The organism is Prochlorococcus sp. G4PB16 (assembly GCF_059772465.1).
Window position 1 is genome coordinate 813,834 of record NZ_CM186289.1, and the last position, 23,169, is coordinate 837,002.

15 protein-coding genes are annotated in these 23,169 nt (G+C 29.8%); 9 read left to right on the forward strand and 6 right to left on the reverse strand.

Translation table 11 applies throughout. From position 1 onward, the window contains the following. Positions 1–328 precede the first annotated feature (328 nt). Entirely contained in the window at positions 329–3,226 is a 2,898-nt protein-coding gene (locus AC6EIZ_RS05020; RefSeq protein WP_498512891.1) for a tetratricopeptide repeat protein, read from the forward strand. Positions 3,227–3,336: 110 nt separating this feature from the next. Here AC6EIZ_RS05020 and AC6EIZ_RS05025 read toward each other — a convergent pair whose 3' ends face one another. The 4 genes from AC6EIZ_RS05025 to AC6EIZ_RS05040 all read right to left on the reverse strand — a co-directional run bounded on the left by AC6EIZ_RS05025 (position 3,337) and on the right by AC6EIZ_RS05040 (position 7,195). Beyond that, positions 3,337–4,449 (reverse strand): DegT/DnrJ/EryC1/StrS family aminotransferase, encoded by a 1,113-nt coding sequence (locus tag AC6EIZ_RS05025; protein ID WP_498512893.1) that lies wholly within the window; start codon positions 4,447–4,449, stop codon positions 3,337–3,339. A 3-nt stretch (positions 4,450–4,452) separates the two neighbouring features. Then, positions 4,453–5,640: a class I SAM-dependent methyltransferase gene (locus AC6EIZ_RS05030; protein WP_498512895.1), complete on the reverse strand. Its 1,188-nt coding sequence runs from the start codon at positions 5,638–5,640 to the stop codon at positions 4,453–4,455. Positions 5,641–5,880: 240 nt separating this feature from the next. Then, a complete protein-coding gene (locus AC6EIZ_RS05035) occupies positions 5,881–6,066 on the reverse strand; it encodes a hypothetical protein (protein ID WP_498512897.1) in 186 nt (61 codons plus the stop codon). Between the two features lie 616 nt (positions 6,067–6,682). After that, positions 6,683–7,195 carry an adenylyl-sulfate kinase gene (locus AC6EIZ_RS05040; protein ID WP_498512898.1) on the reverse strand — a complete coding sequence of 171 codons (513 nt, stop codon included), beginning with the start codon at positions 7,193–7,195 and terminating at the stop codon, positions 6,683–6,685. A 283-nt stretch (positions 7,196–7,478) separates the two neighbouring features. Between AC6EIZ_RS05040 and AC6EIZ_RS05045 the strand changes: the two genes are divergently transcribed. The 6 genes from AC6EIZ_RS05045 (at position 7,479) to AC6EIZ_RS05070 (ending at position 15,893) form a co-directional block, all read left to right on the forward strand. After that, positions 7,479–7,532 carry an adenylyl-sulfate kinase gene (locus tag AC6EIZ_RS05045; RefSeq protein ID WP_498513190.1) on the forward strand — a complete coding sequence of 18 codons (54 nt, stop codon included), beginning with the start codon at positions 7,479–7,481 and terminating at the stop codon, positions 7,530–7,532. A 119-nt stretch (positions 7,533–7,651) separates the two neighbouring features. Continuing rightward, entirely contained in the window at positions 7,652–10,024 is a 2,373-nt protein-coding gene (locus tag AC6EIZ_RS05050; RefSeq protein WP_498512900.1) for a PEP-utilizing enzyme, read from the forward strand. A 1-nt stretch (position 10,025) separates the two neighbouring features. Continuing rightward, complete coding sequence (locus AC6EIZ_RS05055) at positions 10,026–10,619, forward strand: gamma-glutamyl-gamma-aminobutyrate hydrolase family protein (RefSeq protein WP_498512902.1); 594 nt, start codon at positions 10,026–10,028, stop codon at positions 10,617–10,619. Then, complete coding sequence (locus AC6EIZ_RS05060) at positions 10,616–11,353, forward strand: phosphocholine cytidylyltransferase family protein (RefSeq protein WP_498512904.1); 738 nt, start codon at positions 10,616–10,618, stop codon at positions 11,351–11,353. The genes AC6EIZ_RS05055 and AC6EIZ_RS05060 overlap by 4 nt, the downstream gene beginning before the upstream one ends. Positions 11,354–11,546: 193 nt before the next feature. Then, a complete protein-coding gene (locus AC6EIZ_RS05065; RefSeq protein ID WP_498512906.1) occupies positions 11,547–13,508 on the forward strand; it encodes a tetratricopeptide repeat protein in 1,962 nt (653 codons plus the stop codon). 132 nt (positions 13,509–13,640) lie between these two features. Further along, positions 13,641–15,893 carry an O-linked N-acetylglucosamine transferase family protein gene (locus AC6EIZ_RS05070; RefSeq protein ID WP_498512908.1) on the forward strand — a complete coding sequence of 751 codons (2,253 nt, stop codon included), beginning with the start codon at positions 13,641–13,643 and terminating at the stop codon, positions 15,891–15,893. A gap of 9 nt (positions 15,894–15,902) precedes the next feature. Here AC6EIZ_RS05070 and AC6EIZ_RS05075 read toward each other — a convergent pair whose 3' ends face one another. Then, positions 15,903–16,730, reverse strand: coding sequence for a Rossmann-fold NAD(P)-binding domain-containing protein (locus AC6EIZ_RS05075; protein WP_498512910.1), 828 nt, complete (start codon positions 16,728–16,730; stop codon positions 15,903–15,905). 4 nt (positions 16,731–16,734) lie between these two features. Then, entirely contained in the window at positions 16,735–17,703 is a 969-nt protein-coding gene (locus AC6EIZ_RS05080; RefSeq protein WP_498512912.1) for a polysaccharide biosynthesis protein, read from the reverse strand. A gap of 1,342 nt (positions 17,704–19,045) precedes the next feature. Here AC6EIZ_RS05080 and AC6EIZ_RS05085 point away from each other — a divergent pair. Together AC6EIZ_RS05085 and AC6EIZ_RS05090 are read left to right on the forward strand one after the other, a co-directional pair. Further along, the gene (locus tag AC6EIZ_RS05085; protein WP_498512913.1) at positions 19,046–21,400 is read left to right on the forward strand and encodes a tetratricopeptide repeat protein; all 2,355 of its coding nucleotides are present in this window, start codon (positions 19,046–19,048) and stop codon (positions 21,398–21,400) included. Between the two features lie 325 nt (positions 21,401–21,725). Next, positions 21,726–22,994: a class I SAM-dependent methyltransferase gene (locus tag AC6EIZ_RS05090; protein WP_498512915.1), complete on the forward strand. Its 1,269-nt coding sequence runs from the start codon at positions 21,726–21,728 to the stop codon at positions 22,992–22,994. The last annotated feature ends 175 nt before the right edge of the window (positions 22,995–23,169 follow it).

The following is a 23,169-nucleotide window of genomic DNA, read 5'->3' on the forward strand; positions in this document are numbered from 1 at the left end:
GTCTCTTCGTGGAATAGAGATAAAGGGAATCCTTCAAACTCAAGTAAATCTTGGACACCGAGAAGATGGCCGCAGAGAAACTACTTTTATTCCTTACGAATGGAACAGTCGAAACCAAACCAAGATTAATACGGCGGTTGCAGAACTAAAAAGGCTTATTGATGATCGAAATCTATCCATTAAAGGAGCTGAGAAATTCAGACTTGGTCCAAGTGAAGAAGGAAGTTCAGTAACAGTTATCAACTGGGCCAGGATCGCTGATGAATTTATCAAGAGTATTTAAAGCTATAATTGTCCCAATGAAAAGTTGCTTAACATCCAAATAGGTGTGACTGAAAAAGAGAAAGATCAAAATAAAAACAGCCCCGAGGTAAAAACTTTCTCAGTTCCATTTGCTTTAGAAGAAAATAAAGACAATATTACTGCTATTACCAATACTCCTTCTAAACCTTCTAAACCTTCTAAACCTTCTAAACCTTTGCAAGAGGAGTTAATTGATCAAGCATTAAAATTTCACAGACAAGGAAATATCACAGAAGCAACCAATTATTATCAACAAATAATAAATCAAGGATGTAATGATCACAGAGTTTTTTCTAATTATGGAGTGATCTTAAGAGGTATTGGTAAATTAAAAGAAGCAGAAAAATACTATCAAAAAGCAATTGAACTGAGTCCTAATTCAGCACAATTATATTATAATTTAGGGATGATTTTGAAAGATCTTGGTAAATCACAAGAAGCAGAATTATCACAACGAAAAGCAATTGAATTGAATCCTAATTTCGCAAATGCTTATGCCAATTTAGGAGAAATATTGAGTAATCTTGGTAAATTAAAAGAAGCAGAATTATCACAACGCAAGGCAATTGAACTTAATCCTGATTTCTCAGATGCTCATTTAAACCTAGGACTCATATTGAGAAATCTTGGCAACTTACGACAAGCAGAATTATCTACTTGCAAAGCTATTGAATTGAATCCTAATTTTGCAAATGCTCACTTAAACCTAGGAATCATATTGAAAGATCTTGGTAACTTACAACAAGCTGAATTATCTACTCGCAAAGCTATTGAATTGAATCCTAATTTTGCAAATGCTCATTTAAATCTAGGAATCATATTAAAAGATCTTGGTAACTTACAACAAGCTGAATTATCTACTCGCAAAGCTATTGAATTGAATCCTAATTTAGCAAATGCTCATTTAAACCTAGGGAACATATTGAAAGATCTTGGTAACTTACAACAAGCAGAAATCTCATACCGCAAAGCTATTGAATTGAATCCTGATTCCGATACTGCTCATTTAAACCTAGGTACCATATTGAAAGATCTTGGAGACCTACAAGAAGCAGAAGAATCAACTCGAAAAGCTATTCAACTTAATCCTGATTACGATACTGCTCATTTAAACCTAGGTACCATATTGAAAGAACTTGGCAACCTACAAAAAGCAGAAGAATCTACTCGCAAAGCAATTGAATTGAATCCTAATTTAGCAGAGGCTCATTCAAATCTAGGAAATGTATTGAGAGAGATTGGGCACTTAAAAGAGGCAGAAGAATCTACTCGAAAAGCTATTGAAATCAAACCTAATTTCGCAGAGGCTTACTCGAATCTAGGAACTATATTAAGAGCCCTTAAGAATACAAAAGAAGCAGAATTATACATCAGGAAAGCAATTAATATTAATCCTAATTTAGCCAGTGCTTATTATAATCTGGGTAATAATCTTTATGAAATTGGTGATTTTAAAGATGCTAAAATTTCATTTGATAAAGCCTTAGAAAATGAACCAAATAATCTTGCATATTACTTTTCTTCCAAGCTTTTCCTATCACCAATACCATTTAGTAAAGAGCAAATCTCTATAGAGAGAGATAGATTTAGGAAGAATGTCTTGTCGATGAGAAATAAATCTTTTACATTATATAACAATTTTAATTTTAATAATCATATCTTTTATTTAGCTTTTCATGGGAAAGATGATAACAAAGAAATACTTAATGAATTAGCATGTGCTCTTTCAGAAAAAGATAAAGTCATCAACAACTCATTTGACAAGGAAAAACAAATAGAGAGCTTTAATAAAAGAAATAGGATTAGATTAGGTATATGTTCAGAATACCTATATTCGCATTCAGTTAATTATTTTTTTGGGAATATAATAAGAGATCTTGCCTCATCAGGTATAGAAATAATAATATTTAGAGGACCAAATAGCAAGCATGATGAACAAAGTAAATCACTTGATTTGTTAGTAAGCAAATCAATAAATCTTCCTAATAACTTTCAGGAGGCATGCAAGGTTATATTAAATGAATCTATTGATATCCTTTTATATCCTGAAATAGGGATGTCAAATTTCACATATTTTCTTTCCTTATCAAGACTTGCATTAGTTCAAGTAAATGCTTTGGGCCATTCAGATACTTCTGGTTCCCCTAATATAGATTACGCAATTTCATGTGATGATTATGATCTAAAGGGATCGGAAAAGCATTTGACTGAAAAAGTCATTAGATTAAGTAGACTTCCTGTAAATTTCAAAAAACCTGTACTTCAAAAAAGTAGTTTTAAAAGATCAGATTTAAATTTACCGGAAAAAGCTTTTTTAATCGGTCTGCCACATACATCTTTTAAATTTCATCCAGATTTTGATTTTATTTTAGACAAAATATTAGAAGAGATACCAAATGCATATTTTCACTGTGCAGAAGGAACCACGAAATCAATGACTAAAAGTCTAAAGGAGAGATGGGAGTTTAACACTAGATTATTATTAAAACGAACAATATTCTACTCTAGGGTAAGCAGTAATGACTTCTTAAGTATTTTAAAAAGTGCTGATATTATCCTCGCACCTTTTTATTTTGGGATGGGTAATACTTTTTATCAAGCGATGTCTGTAGGCACTCCTGTAGTCAGTTATCCTACAGATATTTTTCGTACCAGGCATCCTTATGCTGGGTATAGGCAAATGGAAATAACTAATCCTCCCATTGCATATTCTCCAGAAGAGTTTATTTCCATTGTCAAAAAATTAGCTTTTGATAAATCATATAAAGAAGATATAAAAAATCAAATCATTTCTAAATCAAACGCCTCTTTATTCAATGATAAGACTATTTACAAAGAATATATTCAATTTTTCAAAGCATCAATTGAGGCATCAAAGAAAAATATATCTTTACCAAATCATTGGCAACCCAAAAGGACATAAGTATAAAATGTTAACTTAGAAATCAATACTAGTATTTTTTATTCTTAATTAGATAAAATAATACCCAAGAAAAATCAAGAAGAAATAAATACTAAACTAGTATTTCAAATTTAAACTAATTTCTTTACAACTTTTTTTATACTAGAAACAACGTAACTAATTTGTTCCTCATTCATAGTTTGATAAATCGGAATGCTGATACATTCTTTATGTATAGTTTCAGATATAGGTAATGAACCCTCATTAAGATTTAGATATGAATATGCTTTTTGCAAATGTGGTGGTATCGGATAATGTATTGAAGTATCAACACCAAGATCAAATAATTCTTCTCTAAACTTTATTCTTTTAGGATGTCGAACTACAAATAAATGAAAAACATGTAAAGAGTAATTATTAATCGTTGGTATTTTAATAGATTCAATTTCAAATAATTGATTAATATATTTATTGGCTATATTTCGTCGTCTTCGATTTATATCATCCAAGCTTTTAAGTTTTGTACTTAGAAATGCAGCTTGCAACTCATCTAGTCTTGAGTTCATTCCTTGCAAATTATTTAAATAATTTTCACTTTTTCCATAATTTCTGATTAATCGAACTTTTGTAAATAATTTCTCATCATCAGTCGTTATTGCTCCACCGTCGCCCAATGCTCCAAGATTTTTACTTGGATAAAAGCTAAAAGCTGCTGCATCTCCAAGAGAACCTACTTTTCTTGATTGATATTCTGCTCCATGGGATTGAGCTGCATCTTCCAAAATTTTAAGAGAATGTCTAGTTGCAATTTCTTTTATTTTATTCATTTCACATGGTAAGCCATACAAATGAACAACAATAATAGCCTTTGTTCTCGGAGTTATTTTTTCTTCTATAAGATCTGGATTAATATTATAAGTATCAATATCTGGTTCTATAGGTATTGGGATAGCACCCACACTTGATATTGCTAGCCAAGTTGCAATAAAAGTATTTGAAGGCACAATAACTTCGTCATCCTTTGTGATACCCCATCCTCTTAAGATTATCTCAAGTGCTTGCAGTCCATTACCAACACCAACACAGTACTTTGTTTGACAATATTCAGCAAATCTATCCTCAAATTCCTGAACTTCAGAGGAAAGAATTAAAGAACCTGATTCTAAAACTCTTTTAAAATCATTCGAAAAGTCGTTATAAAACTCATTATTAATAGAATTAATATCAAGAAAAGGTATTCTCATAAATTATTTAATATCAATAACTTCTGCTAAATAATTATTCTGCGCTAAATTATGCCTTACTGCCTTTGGTATGTGCCAAGCTAAATTTATAATAGGTTTTTGCTCTTTTATCTTATAGAGATCTTTCTCCGGTAAAATAGGTATCCTTGTTCCTGGAACATACTTTCCAGTTTTAACTGATCCCTTGATTTCATAAACAGCTGAAAGATGATTCTGTGTTAATCCTAACAATTTAACTAAAATAGTAGCTCTACCTGGAAATGCCTTCGCAGGAAGTGGACCATGGACTTTTATAAGATTCTCTATCTCAGATATTTTATTATTTTTCCATCTAAATAAATCTAAATTTAATTCTTCAAATAATCTAATAAAATCAAGATCTTCCTCTAATTTATCTAAGGCTTTTTGATTTGAGATGAAAATACGAATATTCCCTCCATCTCTTCCTGGGAATTCTAATCCTGTTATATTTCTATTCAATTTCTTAGCCACCTCAACAAATGATTTGAGTGAATAAGTCCTTGGATGCTCTTGATAAAAAGTATCAAATTGTTTTTTCTTTAGTACTGAACCTAGATAATGGTTTTCAATAATTAATTTTGTTTTATCTGACATAATAATTTTTAGATTTCTAATTAGAGAAGAAAAATCTTCTATATGAGCGAAAACATTAGTAAAAGTAATTAAATCAAATTCACCATAACTCTTTATTAATGACTCTGCATTTTCCTTATCAAAAAAATCTTTTATAACTTTATGCCTCTGCATCGCCTCGATGGCTGCTCCAGTAGGCTCAATTCCATAAGTGTTTGCTCCTTTGAGTTTAAAAAGATCTAAAAGGGTTCCATCATTACAACCAATATCAAGAACATTAAGTCCTATAAGTGATCCGTATCTTTTTATGCAGCTATCTACTAAATTCATCATTCCACCAACAACTACACTTGTTGCTTTGGATCTGTAGTGATAATTTTCAGGAAAAAGAGTTTTATTTGGAACTTGATATTTCTGATGAGCTGTATTGCATTTTTCACAGAAAACGATTTCTATTGGAAATTCATCACATATAGCTGGATTACCAATATCAATCAGTTGATCACACAAAGGGATATTCCCAAGGTTTAAAACATCAAGAAGATTTTTATTAGAACAAACCTCACATGAACTTATCTTGTTTAAAGTATTATCCATTAAACTGGCTTAGAAAAATAAATTAATTTATTTTTAATACTCTAATCATTAAGTGATTAAAGCTAAAGCTTTCTTAGTTAAATAAAACAAAAGCATCTTTAAAATATGGGAGCAATGATCAATTATATTCAAATAATTAATTATTTCAAATGTATTCAGAAGATAATCCACAAAGATTAATAAGCTAATCAGGTTGCGAATCAAAAGAGTTATAATGCTAGCAAGGCGTGGGATTAGACCTCAAGCTTGAATCTTTTCTATTACTGAGAAGGCGGTATTTATATATATGGAAAATAGTTCTTTCAACTTATACAAATTAAATCTTCCTGGGAAAAACTTTATAAAATTTGCTTTATCCATAAAAGATTTATTTTTTTCATCATTTTCATAGTTATTACAATTCTTTGCTTGTATTTCCTTTGCCATTCAAATAAAGAACATCTAACCTGGTTCATAAAAGAAAATCAATGACTTATTAAACTAGTTATGACAATAGAACTTAGGAATCGGTTAAAACCTCTTAGAAGTCATGAAATATTGTAAAAGCTGACGACATGGGAATTATTCACCAAAACATCGCGCAAGATAAAGAAATAGCCCTAGGGAAAGAGGAGAAAAGTCAATAAAAGGTTTTTATTTGCAAAAGTTCTGGACAAATTACTTCCTTTTTAAACAGAGATTATTTCCTGCCTAGTTGTATAGGATAAATTTTTTTGAAAGGTAAACGCCAATCCAAGTTATAATTGTCATTCATAGATTACTCATAAAACTAATAGATGTGACTCAGAGAAAAAAAGATAAAAAGAAAGAAATATCTGAGATAAAATATTCCCAGTTCCATTTTCTCTAGAAGAAATCAAAGAGAACATCACTCTTCCTACGAATAGCGTCTTGAAAGGTTCTGAAGAACAACTAATTATTACTATTTAATATCAAAAAAACAACTTCTTAATAAGAGCTTTAAGTTTTAAAAAATTTATTCATAAAAGGTTATTACTATTTATTTCCATTTTGATTGAATATAAACTATAAAGCCTAAATATTATATAGTAGTTTTAAATTGTTTAAGGATTTGATTTGTAATTTCATTTGAATGATCTTTGTAAACACTATTAACTATAGTATTAATTCTTATTTCTGGATTTACAGGGAATTCATTCTTTGCATATTGCTTAAAAATATATTCTGAGTTTTGTGAATAAAGATTCTTCTTATTCTTCTTAACTAATTCATCTAGAGGTGGATCTAGAAATATTTCAAAATAGTCATTTGCTTTTGTACGTGTATTCTCTTGTACAATATTAAACAATGCTACGAAAGAACAAATAACTATACAATTACTTTTTTCTATTAATAAAGCCAATTCACTATAAAAAAACGATAATTTCAGTCTGTCTTCATTAGCGTAGGATACTTTATAAGGCAATATACTTCTAATATTATCTCCATCTAAATGTACAATATTATTAGATATTTTTGATCCTAATATTGATTTAAGTTTTTTAGCAAGAGTAGTTTTCCCAGAGCCAGGGAGACCTGTTATCCATATAATCATATTATATAAAGACGAATGGTTTCAAGATAGTCTATTCGACAGATTCTATCTCTACTTTAGATTAGTATACAAAGTAGAAATAGAATCTAGATCTTTTATAAACAAATAGATCTAACCGAAATGAATCCAAAGCAAAATGCCTATATCTTAGTAAGAAGTTGACTAAGATAAGAGGACGACAAATTATCAAGGTAAAAGTGCTGAAATAGCATATATGCTTTTAACATCAGATAGATTGTTAGTATAATGATACTAACCTCTTTCAAAACCCTTATATTTATATATGATAATTTGGTTTACAGGATTATCTGGATCTGGTAAGACTACACTTGCTTAACATATGTATTTAAAAGTAAAACCAATACTACAAAATACTAATAAAAATGATCTAATGTATTATATAATTCTTCCTGTGCTTAAGCATAATAGTTATTCAAATTTTATAAATAAAAAATAATGAAACTTGGTTCAAAAGCAGAAACATTAAAAAGAATAAAACCTTATCTAACTAAGTCATCTGTTCCAGAATTTATTGTTTTTGATCAAGTTGAGATAATTAATAATCTAAATATTGTAATAGAAAAAATATTAAGTCATTTTAAAAATAAAAAAATAATAATACGCTCTAGTTGTGAACAAGAGGATACAGAGAATGAATCAAAAGCAGGGCTTTACTTATCTTTACCATTACAAGAAAATTTCTCGTATAAAGAATTATCCAAATCCCTTCTTATGGTTTCAAACTCTATGGAGATTTCAAGCGGTAATCAAATAATTGTCCAGCAGTTTGTTCCTTACATAGCACTTTCAGGAGTTGTTATGACACGAGACCTTTCTTCAGGAGCACCTTATTATTGTATCAATTATGTAGAAAGTGAGATAGATTCTTCTGGTGTCACATCAGGTAGAAAAGGTATTAAAACAATTTATGTATATTTAAATTCACCTGAAAAATCAGTAACTTCTCCAAGGATAATTGGCATCTTAAACATGGTGAAAGAGATTGAATCTTTCTTTGAAGGCTGTCCACTTGATATTGAATTTGCGACTGATAATAAAGGTAATTTTTATACATTACAAATTCGTTTGATAACCTGTTCATCAAGATGGCATCCAAATGTTCAAAACTCTGTTAAAAACCTTTTACCTATTTTAAAAAAATATCTAGACAGATTATCGATCAAAGGCTCTGGAATTGTTGGCAAAAAAACAATGTTTGGAATGATGCCTGACTGGAATCCTGCTGAAATAATTGGAGTTTCCCCAAAGCCACTTGCTAGAAGCTTGTATCAATTTTTGATTACATCATCGATATGGAATGAAGCACGCGCATCAATGGGATATAAATCATTACTTAATAAAGATTTAATGTACTCAGTTGGGAATAATCCTTACATCGATATAAGAAAAAGTTTTAATTCCTTCTTACCATCAAATTTACCTGATTTAATAGGGGAATCACTTGTCGATTATTGGATTGAAAAGCTAGAGAAGAATAGACACTTACATGACAAAATCGAATTCGAAGTTGCTACAACTTGTACTGATTTTAGCTTCATAAATAATAATTCGGAAGTATTAAAAAAATGCCTAGGAGAGGAAGAGTTTAATAACTATTATAAAAAACTCCACTCATTAACATTGTCACTAATAAAGAATTCTTGTTCTTCAAAGTTTGAGAGAGAAAAAGACTCCATTAATGAAATAACTAATTATAAAGAAAAAATTGATAATTTAGAAAAATCGAATCATCCAAATCAAATACTAAGTAATTTCATAGATACTTTATACTTATGTCGATCAAAGGGGACTTACACTTTTTCGATATTAGCTAGACATGGATTTATTGCGGAATCATTATTACGCTCAATAGAGGAATCACAATGCATATCATCATCTCGTATTAATAGCTTTAGACAGTCAATCCAAGGAGTTACTACGGAACTAATAAAAGATTTTAACGATGTTTTGATTAAGAATAATTCATATGGGAAATTCATATTAAAATATGGCCATTTACGTCCATCAACTTATGATATCTGCTCTCCTACATACGCTGAAAGAGAAAAACTATTTACTTCGATGTCAAAATCAATTAAAGAGCCAATAAATTCAATAAAGTTTGAGTTTAATATTAACGAAATTAACTCTATTAATAAACTCTTAGATAATTATTGCAATAATACTATTTCGTCAAATCAATTGTTTTTCTATATTTCCGAGTCAATAAAATTGAGAGAGAAAGCTAAATTTGAATTTACAAAACTACTTTCTTACGCATTAACTCTTTTAACTCGTTGGGGAGAACTTCAAGGGTTTTCCAAGGAAGATCTTTCTTTTATTGATTTGAGTGATATTATTTATCTTTCCAATAACTCAACATCAAAAGACCTTTTTTCTAATTTGTCTCAGAAAATTAAATCTTCAAAAGATCATTATAAAGACTGCCTAAATATAAAGCTTCCACATATTTTAACAGACCCTAAACATATATATGTTGGAACTATGAGCGATTCTGCTCCATCATTCATTGGATCATCTATTGTATCAGGCGACATAATAGCCCTTAATGAATACTCAGACTGCAGTGAAGACTTATATGGAAAAATAGTATTAATATTAAATGCTGATCCAGGCTATGATTGGATATTTACACGTGAAATAGCAGGTCTAATTACTTGCTTTGGTGGACCTAATTCTCATATGTCAGTTAGATGTGCCGAATTAAATATACCAGCTGCTATTGGATGCGGAGAAAATACCTATAAAAAATTATTACAGAAAAAAACGACTGATCTTAATTGTTTATCAAGAACAATTTCTTACTAGAATGAAATTTACAATCGCTGTATCTACTAGACTTTCCTCAGCTATCGGTTACGAGGAACAAAGAGATTCAATCTCTAGAGATTGGATTAAGCTTTTTAGTACTCTTTCTATATCTAATTATATTCTCCTTCCTAACATGGAAACACATATGATAAATGAATATTGTGAGTATCACTCTGTAAATGGTTTTTTACTTACTGGTGGAGATATTATAGGAAATGACATAACGCGAGACAAAGTAGAACTTGAAGCATTAAATATCGCCAAAGACAAATCTCTTAAAGTATTAGGAATTTGTAGAGGAATGCAAATGATATCTTCTTTCTTTGGAGGGACCCTGAGATCTGTCGATGGACATCTAGCTAAAAGACATAAAATTAATGACATTAGTTCACGAAAAGTAAATTCATACCATACTTTTGCAATAGACAGTTTACCAGAATGTTTTAAGGTTATTTATCGATCTAATGATAATTCTATTGAGTCAATTTCTCATAAGACATTACCTTGGCATGGATGTATGTGGCACCCCGAAAGAGATAAAAATATTCATCCAATGGATAAGAAAATAATAAGATCTTTATTTTCTTTATGATAGGAATTATTTTAGCGGCTGGTAAAGGAAGTAGACTTGGTTGGATTACTAAAAACAATCATAAGGCGTTACTATTAATAAAAGGTAAGCCATTAATTGAATATCAACTTGATGCATTTTTTCGTGCAGGAATAAATAAAATCTATATTATTACTGGTTATAATTCTCATTTATTTGATGCTTATCAAGCTCAAGCAACTCTTTTATATAATTCAAATTGGCTAAAAAGTAATATGCTAATATCAATTATGACTGCTAAAGATTTATTGAATGAAAATCCAGCAATTATTTCATATTCTGATATCTTTTATGACTCATTAGCATTGAAATCTCTTCTAAATCAAAAAGATTTATCAATCCTTTATAGCTCTTGTTGGAAAGAACTTTGGAAAAAACGTTTTAAAGATCCAACTTTTGATGCAGAGACCTTCTCAATTGATAATGCAGGCTTTTTAAAAGATATTGGAGAGCCATTAGATTGTCTAAGCAATGCATGTGGCCAATACATGGGGATTATTAGTTTCACACCTAAAATATTTTCTATATTTAAAAAGATATTTTATAATCTTCCTGATTATAAAAGAGACACTATTGATGTCACTACTTTTCTTAAATATCTTCTTATTTCTAAATCCTTAAGTATTAAAACAATCGCTTATGAAGGTATCTGGGGAGAAGTAGATATTCCCTCTGATCTAGATTTGTACAACTCTAATTCATTCCATTTTCCATAATCAAAAGAAATTTTACCAGAAGGGTAGTGTTTGCTTATTAATAGATCCTTATTTTTAATGGGTCTTGACCAATTAGTTACCTTTGTAGGGAGATGATCCCCTACCTAATATGATGGGATAAATTTCTTTTGAAAGTTAAAACCTAATCCAAGTTATAATTCTCATTAATAGAATCTCTATAAAAACAATAGATATGACCGAGAGAAAAGAAGATAACAAGAAAGGAAGATCTGAGATGAAAATATTCACAGTTCCATTTGCTTTAGAAGAAAATAAAGACAATATTTGTATTTCCAATAATATCCCTGTAAGACCATCTAAAGAACAAATTGTTCATCAGGCATATAAATTTCATGCACAAGGAAATATTTCAGAAGCAATAAAATATTATCAACATTTCATCAAAAATGAATTCAGGGATGCGAAGGTTTTTACAAACTATGGAGTAATTCTAAAAAGCATTGGGGAAGCAAAGCAAGCAGAGTTTTACTATCGTAAAGCCATTGAACTTAATCCTAATTTTGCGGAGGCATATTCCAATCTGGGAATTATATTTAAAGATCTTGGTAAATTAAAAGAAGCTGAAATATCAATTCGTAAAGCCATTGAACTTAATCCTAATTTTGCGGAGGCATATTCCAATCTGGGAATTATATTTAAAGATCTTGGTAAATTAAAAGAAGCTGAGATCTCAATTCGTAAAGCTATTAAAATCAAACCTGATCTAGCTGATGCACATTCAAATTTGGGAAATGTATTAAAAGATATTGGTAAATTAAAAGAAGCGGGATTGTCCTACCAAAAAGCTATTGAAATCAAACCTAATTATGCAAATGCCCATTACAATCTGGGAAGCATATTTAAAGATCTTGGTAAATTAAAAGAAGCTGAGATCTCAATTCGTAAAGCTATTAAAATAAAATCTGATTTAGATGAATATCATATAAAACTTGGTGAAATATTATTTGATTTAGGAAAACCAAAGGAATCTAGCATTTCAGAATGGAATGCAATTAAACTTAATCCTTCATACAAATTTGTAAAATCATATAGAGAGAATGCAAGATTAATAAATAAAACAGCATTTTATATTTATAGCTATACTATATTTAATCATTTTAGACCAATAATAGAAATAAATCCAAGCATTTTTGAAATATTAGTTCCTTACACTGAAAATATTGAAAAGGAAGTTATACTTAAAATCCGTAAGGTTTTAAATAAAAATGATATAAAAATAAGGTCAGTAAAAGAACTTCATGAAAATAATTTATTTTACGACAAACTTGTATCAAACCTTGGTAGTCAAGTGTACAAATTTAGTGAGATTATAAACAATCAGGAAATAAAAAGAACTCCGCCAGTTATCAAATTATTTGGCAAAAAAAATATACGCTATATGTATGCTGCAGGAAAAAATAAATATCAAATTGATTCCTATTGGAACAAATACTATGATGGAATATTATGCTATGGCCCATACCACGAAGATAGATTCAAGATAAAGCATGAAATACCTACATCTCAGATGGGATATCCAAGGTACGATAAGTACTTTAAACCTGGCTTCAAGAAGGATTACCTCCTTGAAAAATTCAAATGTGATCCTAAAAAGAAAACTATTGTATGGCTTACAACCTGGGGTAATTTGTCATCAGTAGACAAATACATTAAAACAATCTCGTCTTTAAGAGGTGAATATAATTTAGTCGTAAGACCTCATCCCAATATGAAAATATATGATCCAGAAAGTTATAAAAAACTTTTTACTTCAGATTTTAACTATATAGACGACAGTGAAGATGACAATGTTCAACTATATGCGCTTGCTGATCTTATGTTATTTGATTATGGAGGCTCAATGTTTGGAGCTCTTTACTTAAACAAAAATTTTGCATTTTTAGATATGAAATTAGAATCTAAAAATGATATATACTTAGGCGATTCATCAAGTGAGGATTACTTTAAATCTTTCTTCCCTGATAGAATAGCAACATTAGAGAATCTAGGCTCTATTTGCAATTATTGTCTCCAAAATCATCCACCAACTTCTATTATAAAACCTCTAAGAGAAGAATTTTTTAATCTAAGTTACCAGGGTGATAGTGCAAAAAGAGCTTATGAACTCTTAATTTCTAACCATTGGCTAAAATAATTATTTTTAATAATTAACAAGAAACTTTCATGAAACACTTAAGAGAAGAGTTTTTTAATACAAATTATCAGGGCAAAAGTGCTGAAAGAGCATATAAGCTATTAACATCGGATCAAGCTTAAATTAATTGATGTGACTGAAAGAGAGAAAGATCAAAATAGAAACAGCCCCAAGGTAAAAACTTTCTCAGTTCCATTTGCTCTAGAAGAAATCAAAGAGAACATCACTCTTCCCACGAATAACGTCACAAAAGGTTCTGAAGAACAACTAATTAATCAAGCATTTCAATTTCATTCACAAGGAAATATTTTACAAGCAGCAAAAAATTATCAATATTTAATAAATAAAGGTTTTAAAGATCATAAGATTTTTTCTAATTATGGATCAATTTTAAAAAATCTAGGGAAATTCAAAGAAGCAGAATCATATACTCGTAAAGCAATTGAACTTAATCCTGATTTCGCTCAGGCTCATTCCAATCTAGGAAATATATTAAGAGATCTTGGCAACTTACAAGAAGCAGAATTAACTTATCGCAAAGCGATTGAGCTTAATCCTGATTTCGCTCAGGCCCATTCCAATCTAGGAAATGTCTTAAGAGATCTTGGCAACTTACAAGAGGCAGAATTATTTACTCGTAAAGCAATTGAACTTAATCCTAATTTCGCTCTTGCTCATTACAATCGAGGAATCATATTAAAAGATCTTGGCAACTTACAAGAAGCAGAATTATTTACTCGTAAAGCAATTGAACTTAATCCTGATTTTGCAGAGGCTCATTCCAGCTTGGGGAACATACTGAGAGATCTTGGCGACCTACAAGAAGCAGAAATATCAATACGTAAAGCAATTGAAATCCAACCTGATTTCGCTCTTGCTCATTACAATTTAGGAAATATATTAAAAGATGTTGGCAACCTGCAAGAAGCAGAATTATTTACTCGTAAAGCAATTGAACTTAATCCTGATTTCGCAGAGGCTCATTACAATCTAGGGAATATATTCCAAGATCTTGGTAATTTCGGTGATGCCATAAATCAATATAATCAAGCACTAAAATCGAACACTCAATTATCAACTGCAAAGACTGCTTTAATTAAAACCAAAGGCACTATATGCGACTGGAGTGATGAAAAGACTCATGATATATGGCTTAAATCAATTGGTATAAAAGGAAAATCTATTCCACCATTGGGATTATTTTCATTAGAAGATAATCCTTTAAAGCATTTAAAAAGATCTGAAAGATTTTACAAAGAAAAATATACTCGACCAATAAAACCTATTAAATCTTCCAAAAAAAATATAATTCACATAGGTTATTTCTCTGCTGATTTCCGTAATCATCCTGTAATGCAATTAATCGCTCCTCTACTTGAGATGCATGATAAATCTAGGTTTAAAATTTATTTATACTCATTTACAAGAAAAGAAGATGAATATACTGAAAGAGCAAAAAAATCTGGATGCATATTTAGAAACATAACAAAATTAAATGATATCGAAGCGGTTGAATTAGCAAGAAATGATAAGTTAGATATTGCAGTAGATCTAATGGGATATACTCAACATAATAGAATGCCTATATTCTCATATAGGGTGGCGCCAATACAAATCAATTACATAGGTTTTCCTGGCTCTGTTGGCTCTGATACTATTGATTATATAATCGCTGATAAAATTATAATTCCTAAAGAGAATGAAAAGTTTTATTCCGAAAAAATAATAAGAATGCCAAATTGCTTTCAATGTAACGATAATAAAAAAGAAATTTCTAAAGAGTCTATATTCCGTAGAGATTTTAAACTTCCAGATCAAGGCTTTATATTTACTTGTTTTAATAACAATTATAAAATCACAAAGAAAGAATTTAATATATGGATGAACTTACTTACAAAAATTGAAGGAAGTGTTCTTTGGTTATATAAATCAAATCAATGGTCAATGAATAATTTATACAAGGAAGCAAGAAAACTAAAAGTAGATCCTGACAGATTAATATTCGCTGATAGTTTACCATTAGAGAAACATCTAGCTAGATACTCTCTCGGAGATTTGGCACTTGATACTTTTAATTGCAATGGAGGTACAACCACTTCCGATGCATTATGGGCTGGGTTACCTGTACTTACAAAGATAGGTCAAAGTTTTGCTGCAAGAGCATCTGCTAGCCTATTAACTTCAATAGGACTAACCGAATTAATTACTTATAGTGAAAGTGAATACGAAGAAAAAGCTTTGCATATTGCTAACAACCCTGAACAAATTCATAGATTAAAATCTAAATTGAATAAACTTAAAGAAACATCAACACTTTATAATACAGAATTATTTACTCAAGATCTTGAAAATATTTATCATAATCTAGTTCAAAAATCATTTTAGCCTGCACTGTTAATTAATCAAATCCTCAAATTCTTTCAATTCAACTAATAAATTATAAATATCTCCAAAGTTATTTTCACCAAGAATTAACGATCTATTTAAAGTATGTTTAGCTTGTATAGGTTTGAGATATTTATCTGGGGAAAATTTATTAACAATAAGTATTTTTCTAATTAGTTCATATTTAGATATCGTATTGGTCCCATACACAGATATTGGAGGGAAAGAATCAAAGTTATTAATTATTTTCAAAGCTATTTCTGCCCATTTTAAAGCAGTAATACCATTCCAAAAATGATTAATATATCCAAATATTAAATGGGATGATTTGACTTTAGATAATGTCCAAGAATATAATGAATTGCTAGATTTATCAGAAGCTATTATGGATGCCCTAATAACCTTTATCAGATCAATATTAAGAAGGTAAGTATTTCTGGAATATAGACTTACCTTGCTTTTACCATATAAATCATCACAGTCATAATACGAGTCTATTCCATAAGGAGCTAAATATGGACTTCCCTTAAAAACACCATCAGAACAGGGGTGTATAACTTTGAAATTGTTTTCAAGTAATAATTCTGGTAATAAATAATTGATTTTAAAATAATTTATTTTTGTAGTAATAGATTTAGAATCAGATATCTTCTGAGGAATAGCTCCAGAGCAATTTATAACGAAATCAGCATTTTCTAATGAGCTTAAAAATTCATCTTTCATATCAAAATTGTATTTTTTTGGAATTATTAATTGAATATGCTTCGCAAACATAAGAAAATAATTTAATACAATTCTCCCCAGCATTCCAGAGGATCCAATTATTGCGATCTTCATGTTCTCACAATTTAAAATAATTAAATTTCCTTAAAATTTTATTCAGTTCTGATTTTGAAATCAAACAATCTTTTGAGCTATAATCTCCTTTTATTAATTGAGAAAAATCTGATTTTAATCTTGGAAGACTAGGTTTTAAAATATAAAAAGTTCCACAATCTGAATTAGATAATCTTGTTATTTCTTCTTTTGAGACTAAAACCTCATGGATCTTTTCACCAATTCTAGGATAACCTATATTAAATTTCAAATTAAAATTCTCATGAAATATCTCAAACAAATCTAAAATTTTTAAACTTTTTGATTTAGGAATAATTGATACTTGGTCGTATGATATTCCTTTAAATATTAAATCAATTGCCTCATCAACATCAATAATGAATCTCGTCATGTCCTGGGAAAATAAAGTTAATTCTGTATTTGAATTTATTGATTTCCAAATCATTGGAATAATACTACCTGTAGAATTAAGAACATTCCCATAGATCATTGTAGATAAATTTGTATTACAATATCTTTCATAATTATTCTTCAATATGAATTGCTCACCTGCAAAATATTTCAAACTACCATATATAGTTGTCGCAGCTCTACTTTTATCAGAGCTGATAAAAGTAGCGGCATCAAATTGATTTTCAATTGCTACATGTTTACTATTGATAGCGCCATTTGCTATTACTTTTAATGCTTCTTCCGGGTTCTCATCACATGAGCTGATTTGCTTTAAGCTTGCAGCAAAAATCCCAATATTTACACCTTTAGATGATCTCTTTAATAACTCTTTATCTCTAATGTCTCCTATAACAAAATGAATATTTGGATATTTTTCCTTTAAAGAATAATGTTTTGCCTCATCTCTAGAGTAGATGATAAGTTCATTATCTTTATACAACCTTTCAATAAGACTTCTTCCTAAGAAACCAGTACCACCAGTTATGAAAATTCTTTTATTTTTTGGAATAAAATTGTACACTATTAAATTATTTTACTAAGATTATAGTAAAATAATCGACTATGTCTATGATTGATATAAACTTACTAGAAATATAATAATTACACAAATAAAAAATCAAGAGAATATCTATTTATAGTCTTATACTTTTTATTAACTATTTTCTAAATATGATCAAGAACTCAAGCATTAAAGATATTCAACTATCTAATCCTTATGATTAAATTTCTCTAACTATATTATTATGGGGGTCTAGGCTACAAATCCATCCAGTCAAATCACTTGTCTTACTTATGCAGCAACACCACTTAAGATTACTTTTAGCAGCTTTATCACATCCCATGTAAAAGATTCAAGAGTACTTTCGCACAATTTTCGGCCGCTGAATATGGTCTCTTCAAAGTGTTGAACAAACAATCCCAATAACTTGGCTCTGATCCTTCGAGATTGTCCTTTTCTTCTTAATTTGTATTATTCGGTTACTGGGTCGCTACCTCGGTGCAGCTATGGACTTGAGCAAACAACAGCGCAGCGAAACATGGTCTTAGATCCATCTTTTGTTTATTAGCTATTTCATATCCCAGCTCCATGCAATTTAGATTTATTTCCCTCTGGAGCATATGCAAACACAATGCCAACCCATAAATAAAGAATGTATTAGAATCAAAAGCTTGATTCTTTTCTATTATTAAAAGATGGAAGTCATTCCTTTGCGATAGTAAAAAAACAGAGAACATGACTTTATTCACTTGAGTATCCTTTAGAAGTTCTCAGCGATCATCTCTTCGATTGAGTTTGTGAATCTGAAAACCAATATAGACAGCCAAAGTAATAACTAAGTTAACTGAAAAACATAATAATAATAATAATTGAATTAAACGTCTTAACTAGCTAAAATTTTGGATAATTGCACTACTTCAATAGCTATTCTTTATCTTAATTCATGGCTAGGTTACTAAAAATAAAAATACTAAAATCAAACTAATAGAATGTATAGGATTGATTAATAAGATTTTTAGATTTTTATTGTTAAGTTGTGAGATAATACTTTATAATTTAACCAGGAATCTTAGTGATTCTAATGATTTTGGATAATTAGCCTTCTGCATTCCATTCCTTTGCTCCACCAACTGAGCTATGGTCCCAGATTTTTGACATGAATGTACCTAAATCAATCTAAAATACTGTAAACATTATACTTCACTAGCTAAAACGCCTTTATTTTCAATAGATCTAGACTAATCACTTCTCTTTAATCAGGGACTATCTCCTGCTTAATTTAATGAGACATGTTTCTTTTCGAAGTTAAACGCTAATCCAAGTTATAATTGTCATTCATATATTACTCATAAAACTAATAGATGTGACTAAGAGAAAAAAGGATAAAAAGAAAGGAATATCTGAGATAAAAACAATCCCAGTTCCATTTACTCTAGAAGAAATCAAAGAGAACATAACTCTTCCTACGAATAGCGTCACAAAAGGTTCTGAAGAACAACTAATTAATCAAGCATTTCAATTTCATTCACAAGGAAATATTTTACAAGCAGCAAAAAATTATCAATATTTAATAAATAAAGGTTTTAAAGATCACAGAGTTTTTTATAATTATGGAATAGTTTTGAAAAATCTAGGAAAATTAAAAGAAGCAGCAATTTCATACCGTAAAGCGATTGAACTTAATCCTGATTTCGCTCAGGCTCATTCCAATCTAGGAAATATATTAAGAGATCTTGGCAACTTACAAGAAGCAGAATTCACTTATCGCAAAGCGATTGAACTCAATCCTAATTTCGCTCAGGCCCATTCTAATCTAGGAAATGTCTTAAGAGATCTTGGCAACTTACAAGAAGCAGAAATTTGGCATCGCAAAGCGATTGAGCTTAATCCTAATTTCGCTCAGGCCCATTCCAATCTAGGAAATGTCTTGAGAGATCTTGGTAACTTACAAGAAGCAGAAATTTGGCAACGCAAAGCGATTGAGCTTAATCCTAATTTCGCTCAGGCTCATTACAATCTAGGAAATGTCTTAAGAGATCTTGGCAACTTACAAGAAGCAGAATTATTTACTCGTAAAGCAATTGAACTTAATCCTGATTTTGCAGAGGCTCATTCCAGCTTGGGGAACATACTGAGAGATCTTGGCGACCTACAAGAAGCAGAAATATCAATACGTAAAGCAATTGAAATCCAACCTGATTTCGCAAATGCTCATTCAAACCTTGGACTCATATTAAAAGATCTCGGCAACCTGCAAGAAGCAGAATTCTCATACCGCAAAGCAATTAAAATCCAACCTGATTTCGCAGAAGCTCATTACAATCTAGGGAATATATTCCAAGATCTTGGTAATTTCGGTGATGCCATAAATCAATATAATCAAGCACTAAAATCGAATACTCAATTATCAACAGCAAAGACTGCTTTAATTAAAACCAAAGGCACTATATGCGACTGGAGTGATGAAAAGACTCATGATATATGGCTTAAATCAATTGGTATAAAAGGAAAATCTATTAACCCTTGGGGATTATTTTCATTAGAAGATAATCCTTTAAAGCATTTAAAAAGATCTGAAAGATTTTACAAAGAAAAATATACTCGACCAATAAAACCTATTAAATCTTCCAAAAAAAATATAATTCACATAGGTTATTTCTCTGCTGATTTCCGTAATCATCCTGTAATGCAATTAATCGCTCCTCTACTTGAGATGCATGATAAATCTAGGTTTAAAATTTATTTATACTCATTTACAAGAAAAGAAGATGAATATACTGAAAGAGCAAAAAAATCTGGATGCATATTTAGAAACATAACAAAATTAAATGATATCGAAGCGGTTGAATTAGCAAGAAATGATAAGTTAGATATTGCAGTAGATCTAATGGGATATACTCAACATAATAGAATGCCTATATTCTCATATAGGGTGGCGCCAATACAAATCAATTACATAGGTTTTCCTGGCTCTGTTGGCTCTGATACTATTGATTATATAATCGCTGATAAAATTATAATTCCTAAAGAGAATGAAAAGTTTTATTCCGAAAAAATAATAAGAATGTCAAATTGCTTTCAATGTAACGATAATAAAAAAGAAATTTCTAAAGAGTCTATATTCCGTAGAGATTTTAAACTTCCAGATCAAGGCTTTATATTTACTTGTTTTAATAACAATTATAAAATCACAAAGAAAGAATTTAATATATGGATGAACTTACTTACAAAAATTGAAGGAAGTGTTCTTTGGTTATATAAATCAAATCAATGGTCAATGAATAATTTATACAAGGAAGCAAGAAAACTAAAAGTAGATCCTGACAGATTAATATTCGCTGATAGTTTACCATTAGAGAAACATCTAGCTAGATACTCTCTCGGAGATTTGGCACTTGATACTTTTAATTGCAATGGAGGTACAACCACTTCCGATGCATTATGGGCTGGGTTACCTGTACTTACAAAGATAGGTCAAAGTTTTGCTGCAAGAGCATCTGCTAGCCTATTAACATCAATAGGACTAACCGAATTAATTACTTATAGTGAAAGTGAATACGAAGAAAAAGCTTTGCATATTGCTAACAACCCTGAACAAATTCTTAGATTAAAATCTAAATTGAATAAACTTAAAGAAACATCAACACTTTATAATACAGAATTATTTACTCAAGATCTTGAAAATATTTATCATAATCTAGTTCAAAAATCATTTTAGCCTGCACTATTAATTAATTTCCAGAAAAGTCAGCGTTAATAAAAGTTAAATAATTTAGATCGCTAAATTTACAAATAAATATTAACTTCAAATTTTTACTTCAAATGAAGTCAAGAAGCAAATAACCTTATGAAGCCAAAATGGCCTGAGGATTAAAGATTTTAACCTGATTTTCGTTGAGTACTCATTGGCAAGCTATTTCATTAAGTCATATAAAAACAATGAGGTCTACCTCATTAGACTAAGTCCTAATGGAGGGGAAAGGGACTGAGTTGTTTGTCCCATAACAAAAGTGATAAAATAAACTGATATTTAAAAAGTAAATATGCCCTCCACAGGCAAACTTAAAACTAATAAAAGATTTAAATGTTCATTTTGCGATAGCAATAATCTTTCTGATGTAATTAATTTCGGTGATGTTGCTTTAGCTGGTGCTTTTTTGGATTATAATGAAATAATAAATGAGAAAAAATATCCTCTAAATATTTGTTTTTGTCAACAGTGTTTTATGTTGCAGGTTGTGGATATAGTTAAGCCTGAAAAAATGTTCTCTAAATATTTCTATTCATCCTCAGCAATAAAAACTCTTAGAGATCATTTCAATCAATATGCTTTAGAAATATCATCTATTCCAGAAGATATTAGTACTTCTATTGTACTAGAACTTGGATGTAATGATGGTGTCTTATTGAAGCCTTTATTAGAACAAAATTTCTTTAAAGTTATTGGAGTAGATCCAGCCTCAAATATTATTAATAATATTAATAATGATAAGAATTTAGTTCTTTACAATGATTTCTTTACCAAAAAACTTGCTTCATCAATCGTTTATAAATATGGAAAGATAGATATAATTATGGCAAATAATGTATTTGCTCATATACCAACCATTAAGGATACAACTTCTGCTATTTATAATTCACTCTCAGATAATGGCATATTTATTTTTGAAGTTCACTATCTATCTAGCCTAATTGATGAATTACAGTATGATATGATTTACCATGAACATCTTTTTTATTATTCATTTCTATCAGCTAAAAATCATTTCTCTAGATTCAATATGAATATATATGATCTAAAGAAAATCGGAATTCATGGAGGCTCTATTAGATTTTATGTCTGCAAGAAAGGAAGTAAACTAGATCTACCAACAAGCAATGTTAAGAAATTAGAGCAAGATGAGTTGAATAAAAATTACAATAAATATAGTACATTCGTTAATTTTGCTGACAAGATAAATAGCTCTAGAAATAATTTAAATAAATTACTTATAGAGCTTAAAAGTAAAGGCAAATCAATAGCTGGTTATGGGGCATCAGGTAGGGCAAATACAATAATTCAGTTCTGTAATATTGATAAAAATATTCTAGATTATATGATTGATGATGCTCCCCACAAGCAAGGTCTTTATACTCCAGGATCTCATTTAAAGATCCATAATAGTTCTAAGCTATATTCAAAAAATCCACCAGATTATGTCCTCCTTTTTGCCTGGAGCTTTGCGGAAGAAATATTTGAAAAGAATTATAAATTCATAAATAGTGGTGGTAGATTTATCATACCTTTACCGAAGCTAAAGGTTTTCCCTTAGTTTTACTCTACCTACATCATTATGAAAATTATAAATTTAAGAGTGTCTGTCAACCTCGGTAAAATTAGACAGCATTAAACAAATTTTGCTTAGTCATTCGCTAAATATCCAACTATATGCCACCAAACTTTTAGACGTTAATGACTACATAAACAATAATTAGGCATAAGGAAAA